Source organism: Aliibacillus thermotolerans (genome assembly GCF_027853235.1).
Classification (GTDB): Bacteria; Bacillota; Bacilli; order Bacillales; family Marinococcaceae; genus Aliibacillus; species Aliibacillus thermotolerans.
Window position 1 is genome coordinate 1 of record NZ_WKJG01000069.1, and the last position, 5,827, is coordinate 5,827.

General features: G+C 38.8%; 6 protein-coding genes. 2 read left to right on the plus strand and 4 right to left on the minus strand.

Features of this window, described 5'->3' with window-relative positions:
• The first annotated feature begins 154 nt into the window (after positions 1–154).
• Together GJS40_RS10980 and GJS40_RS10985 are read left to right on the plus strand one after the other, a co-directional pair.
• Positions 155–508: a hypothetical protein gene (locus tag GJS40_RS10980; RefSeq protein WP_270897901.1), complete on the plus strand. Its 354-nt coding sequence runs from the start codon at positions 155–157 to the stop codon at positions 506–508.
• A gap of 41 nt (positions 509–549) precedes the next feature.
• Positions 550–1,158 carry a UbiX family flavin prenyltransferase gene (locus GJS40_RS10985; protein WP_270897902.1) on the plus strand — a complete coding sequence of 203 codons (609 nt, stop codon included), beginning with the start codon at positions 550–552 and terminating at the stop codon, positions 1,156–1,158.
• A 19-nt stretch (positions 1,159–1,177) separates the two neighbouring features.
• Here GJS40_RS10985 and GJS40_RS10990 read toward each other — a convergent pair whose 3' ends face one another.
• From GJS40_RS10990 to GJS40_RS11005, 4 genes are all read right to left on the minus strand, one after another.
• Positions 1,178–2,380 carry a D-alanine--D-alanine ligase family protein gene (locus tag GJS40_RS10990; protein ID WP_270897903.1) on the minus strand — a complete coding sequence of 401 codons (1,203 nt, stop codon included), beginning with the start codon at positions 2,378–2,380 and terminating at the stop codon, positions 1,178–1,180.
• Positions 2,381–2,397: 17 nt separating this feature from the next.
• The gene (locus GJS40_RS10995; RefSeq protein WP_270897904.1) at positions 2,398–3,981 is read right to left on the minus strand and encodes a UDP-N-acetylmuramoyl-tripeptide--D-alanyl-D-alanine ligase; all 1,584 of its coding nucleotides are present in this window, start codon (positions 3,979–3,981) and stop codon (positions 2,398–2,400) included.
• Positions 3,978–4,760, minus strand: a complete 783-nt coding sequence (locus GJS40_RS11000) for an alpha/beta fold hydrolase (protein WP_270897905.1) — start codon at positions 4,758–4,760, stop codon at positions 3,978–3,980. Before GJS40_RS11000 ends, GJS40_RS10995 begins: the two co-directional genes overlap by 4 nt.
• A gap of 226 nt (positions 4,761–4,986) precedes the next feature.
• Complete coding sequence (locus GJS40_RS11005; protein ID WP_270897906.1) at positions 4,987–5,697, minus strand: TIGR00366 family protein; 711 nt, start codon at positions 5,695–5,697, stop codon at positions 4,987–4,989.
• Between the last annotated feature and the right edge of the window lie 130 nt (positions 5,698–5,827).

Here is a 5,827-nt window from a genome sequence, read left to right on the forward strand (position 1 = left end):
CCTATACTGTAATATTTCATTTTACAACCTCCTACTTTGTATATTATACAAGAAAGTAGGAGGTATTTCAACAATAATTTTTGACTTTTATATATTTTTATAAAGTTTATGTCATCTGCACTTCACCGCATTGGGAATTGCCAAAAGCGATCCTTTGAAGACGGGACTGGTTGCTTCCATGTTAGCGTTTTCCGCTTATTTCATTCCTTATTTATTCGTATACAATCCAGAGTACTTAATGATGGGAGAGTGGTACGCTATTGTCTTCACAGTGATTAGTGGAGCATTAGGAATTATCGGTATCGGAAGTGTATTCATCGGTTACTTTTTCGTTAAATTAACAATCATAGAACGTTTACTCCTGCTAATAGGTTCAGCAATTTTATTATCTACAGACGCTACATTAAATGTGGTCGGATTTATTTTATTTGGAACGGTAGTGTTGTTTCAATGGAAGAAAAATAAACAAACAAATCTTCAGCCAGTTACAAAAGAAGATGTCGTTTAAGTGACGGAATAACTAAGATCTGTACGGAAGGGTGACACTTCATGAAAAAAATCATCGTAGCAATAACAGGTGGTTCCGGTGCCATCTACGGTATTCGCACCATTCAACTTTTAAATGACTTAGGGGCAGAAACCCACGTCATCATTAGCCCGTGGGGAAGTAGAAACATTGAATTGGAGACCCCTTATTCGGTAAAAGAAGTAAAAGAGATGGCTTCGGTCTACTATCCGTCTGGAAATCAAGCAGCAGCAATCTCGTCGGGTTCTTTTAAAGTAGATGGCATGATTGTTTCTCCTTGCAGCATGAAAACCCTTGCTAGCATTGCGAATGGATTGGCATCGGATTTAATCTCTCGCTCCGCTGATGTCATGCTGAAAGAACAAAAAAAATTAATTCTCCTGACACGTGAAACACCATTAAATCTCATTCATATTAAAAATATGGAAGCTGTCGTTTCCGCTGGTGCAATGGTGTTTCCACCAGTTCCTGCATTTTACAATCAACCAAAAACGTTAGACGATGTCATTCATCACACAGTCGGCAGAATGTTAGACCAATTTGGCTATGATCCGGAATGGGTGAAACGATGGGGGAAAGACTCTCACAACCAACATTTACGGAAATTAACAAGTACAGGCCCCCAACGATGACAGAACGATAGAACGGTTCTTATCTTTTAGAACCGTTCTTTCCACCTTTCATGCCGCTTGCGCTATGAAGAGAGAATAAGTTCGAATCAATAGAGAACATCAAATTTTCCCGTTCTCGTTTTCGTTTTAATGCGAGCTGAATCAGTTCATGTGTCAATTGTTTATAGTCTTTTCCTGTTGGTTCCCATAGATAAAAAGATAACGATCCCGGAATAGTGTTAATTTCATTGACGTACACTTTGTCTGTCGCTTGATCGATGAGAAAATCAATTCGAGATACACCACTTGCTCCTAAAATTTGAAATGTGTCTTTCGCTAATTCTTGGATTTCCTTTGTTCTCGTTTCCGATAATGGTGCCGGGATAATGCGGTCCGTGTTTTCCATCCCTTTTGCCGCGTCTCCGTTCTTTCCTCCACCTTGATACTTATCTTCATAACTTAATATTTCTTCGCTTTTTAATACTTCTTCAATCACAGAAGCTTCGACGTTTTCATAGTCTCCAAGTACGGAACAGTTTACTTCTTTCATATTTTGAACCATGCGTTCCACTATAATTTTAGAGGCAAAAGTCATCGCTTCTTCGACTGCTTCTTCCAGTTCTTCTCGATTAGAAGCGGGATTGATCCCCACGCTGGAACCTAAATTGGCAGGCTTTACGATAACTGGAAAGTGAAGGCTTTGGTCAATGATTTGAATGAATTCTTCACGATCTTCCATCCAATCATTGGCGTAAAACCAGACGTATTCCAAAATAGGTAAGTTAGAATCTCGTAAAATTTGCTTCATCATCACTTTATCCATCCCGACGGCTGAAGAACCGACATCACAACCGACATAAGGGATATCAAATAATTCAAACATGCCTTGCAGCACGCCGTCTTCCCCAAATGTTCCGTGCACAATTGGAAAAGCGACGTCAATTTCTGCAACAATACGTTTCCCAAACTTTGGAACAGGGTCTTTTTGCAATACGACATTCCCTGCTTCCGCACGAGTAAGCGTCACTTTTTGCGCTTTGCTTAAAAGCTCATCTAAGTTTTGATAAGCTTCCACATCAAGAAGCTCTTCCCCGGTATACCAGTCCCTTTTCTTACTAATGTAAATCGGGATTGCTTCATAACGTTCGTTATCCATTGCATGAATTGCTTGTAATGCAGAGATAACAGATACTTCATGTTCTACCGATACCCCGCCAAAAAATACACCTACTCTCGTTTTCATTTGGTTCGCCTCCGCTTTTATTCATTAAATGTATCTGGCAAATCATTTTCTAATAGAACGACCGTTTTCTGTACAGCGATTTCGTTCATTTTTCTTAATGCATCTTGTAGATCCGCTGCAACGTAATACTTGTTTTCAGGAAAGTTCTTTTCCTGTAGACCGTCTTGAAGTGGAATCGTCTGTTTCTTCCCTACTAAAATGATGTAGTCACAAACTTCCGCTGCATGACATGCAAAATTACGGTTTAACTCATATTCTTTTTCTCCCAGTTCAATCATTCCAGGTGTAATCAGCACTTTATATTCAGACATTTGTCCAAGCACATCAAGAGCCATCTTTGATCCTACTGGATTGGAATTAAAACTGTCATCGATAATCGTGATATTCCCTTTTGTTTTCTTTAATTCCAAGCGGTGTTCGACGGGTGAGACTTGCTTAATCGCAAGGGCGATTTTGTCTAATGGGATACCCTTTTCCGAACCAATCGCTACTGCCGCCAAAATGTTATAAATGTTATGCTTTCCAAGCAATTTTGTTTCAATTTGTGCAGACGTCCCGTCATATTTGAGCACAGTAAACGTCGAACCCTTCGTCGAATAAGAAATATCCATTGCACGGTAATGAAGCTCCGGTGCCTCAATTCCATAATAAATGGTACGACATTGATTTTGTTGATTGTAAGACATGATGTTTTCGTCATCTTTGTTTAAAAACGCCGTTCCGTCATGAGGTAATGTTTCTACGATTTCGAACTTTGTTTTCTTTATATTTTCTAGCGTCTTAAAAGTTTCTAAATGCTGCTCACCAATCGCTGTAATAATGCCGTATTTTTGATGGACTAATTGACAAATTTCTTCAATGTCATTTTCTTGTTTCGCACCCATTTCCGCGATAAAAATATCATGATACGGCTTTAACATTGTACGGATCGTTTTTGTGACTCCCATTTTTGTATTGTAACTCTCGGGAGTCATTAGCACATTGAATTCCGATGTAAGTACTTTTTCCACAATATGCTTCGTGCTCGTTTTTCCGTAGCTTCCAGTGATACCTACTACTTCTAAATGAGGCATGGAGGAAATAATTTTTTCCGCATCGTTATAATAATACTGATTAATTTGACCCTCCATTGGCCAATTGATAACATTTGCTGCCAATGTGTAAATATATGCGAGCACCGTGCTGGCAATCGTTAATATAAAGAGAGGAACAAGGGTACTTTCTTCCCCCATACTAAAAAAGACACCAATCCCTACGGTAATAACGTAAAGGACAGCAATTGTCACAAACAACCGTTTCACTCGTGCAGTAATGACCAGCTTCTTTTTCTCTGGTTCCTTCTCTTTAAAATACGTAAGTATACCGTAAATGATGATTCCGAGAAGAATGGCGACATATTCGTTGAAAAATAATAGAATCAATGCAATGAGAGGGAGAAAGTTTTTACCTGGAAATGCTTTTGATGTATTGAAACGAATCCAACGCCAGTATCGTTCATGTCGATAGGAATTTTGTTGTAACATGTGGGTGCTTCTTTTTACAAGATGACTCGTATACACGGCCCATATTGCAATATAAAGCATCATCAACAACGTCATCATGACTTTGGCTCCTCCTTTTCATGTTGAAGGAAAGAATCGATAATCACTAAAAATTCGTGTAGTTTATCAAGATAAGCATAGTGCCCCGCATTTTTTAACACAACAAGACCGGCATCCGGAATGAGTTCTTCCATCAATTTACCGTCTGCGACAGGAGTTGCTTCATCTAATTCTCCCCAAACGAGTAAAGTTGGCACGTTGATATGAGGAAGGTGATGACGTAAATCCTCATTTACCACTTTCACCATTGTTTGTTGCATAATTCCTGATACATTTTTGTAATCCGCAGAACCTAGCTTGCTTTTGGCCTTTTCTAAAATTTCTTTCTCATAACGATTGATGATTGGAAGCTTTAACAACTTTTTAAACGTTTTGTACGTATACACTTTGATATAATAAGAAAGCGAACGTTTCGGTTTAATCCCGGCACTATCTACCAAAATAATTTTTCGAACGTCACAATTCGGTTTGGACGCATATTTAATGGAAACTCTACCACCAAAAGAATGACCAATTAGAATTGGCTCGTGAATACCCAGTTGTTTCAAAAACTTCTCCAACATCATTGTATAATCTCCGACCGTCCATGGTTGGGGCGGTTCTTCACTTTCCCCAAAGCCCGGAAAGTCAATAGACCATACTCGAAAGTTCTTCTCTAACGCTTGGTGGACCGGCGCAAAAGTTTGTATGTTCGCTCCCCAACCATGAAGCAAAACAACATTTGCTCCGGACCCGGACACGTGATAATGAACGTTCACCCCGTCAATCTCTATCTTCACTAGAAAACGCTCCTATTCTTTACAACATCTACTTTCATCATATATATGTAACAGTACCAATAATGACCATTAATTTTGTGCACAATAACACCATTCTATATTATCATATTCGCCAACATTCGAGAACATCCTATTTTCTGAACCATTATTTTTCATAAAAAAACTCTGCCGTAAAAAAGACGACAGAGTTTTTTTTAATATTTGGAAAGCGCTTTCAATTTGGTTTTTAAAATAAGAGGAGGACTGCTGAAATGATAATACCAGAATATAATAAGGTGATGACACAAAACCCCATAATGTCTTTAATCTTTAGTCCAGCAATTGCTAAAAGTGGAACAGCCCAAAATGGTTGGATCATATTGGTCCAGGCATCACCCCACGCTACCGCTGTCACAACTCTCGCTGGCTCTACCCCCAAGTCAAGCGCGGCAGGTAAAATGATAGGTGCTTGTATCGCCCACTGTCCTCCTCCGGAAGGCACAAACATATTTAATACTCCACTAGATAAAAAAGCAAAGAAAGGCAATGTATGTTCATTAGCGACTTGTGTAATGCCATCCGACATCCAGACTGCCAATCCGGAAGCACTTATCATTCCCATAATTCCTGCGTAAAACGGATATTGTAATGCAAATTGCCCGACGCTATTGGAGGCTTTTTTCAATCCATTTCCTAATTCTTTTACGTTTCCATAAAGTAATAAAGCGGCAGTTAAAAACATTAAATTCACCGTGTTTAAGTCAAGAGCAAATCCATTGGTATAGAAATGGTATCCCAAATAAAACAATCCGAATAGTCCGCCAATAAAAACAATCATTCGGCTTCTGTCCAATTTATCATTAGGATGATTCGTTGTTGCTGCTTTTTCTTCTTCTACGATTATTTTTGTATTCGCTTTCATACAAAAACGAGTTGGAATCAACTCGTTTTTATTCATTAACCTGAATTATTCATACCTCGAACATAAATCAGGGTTTTAGGCCATAAACGATTAGATTCCCGATCCCTTTGAAAGAATCATGGTTATTTTTCTTCTGAAAAGCATCTTTCTAGAATGAGGAGCGGAA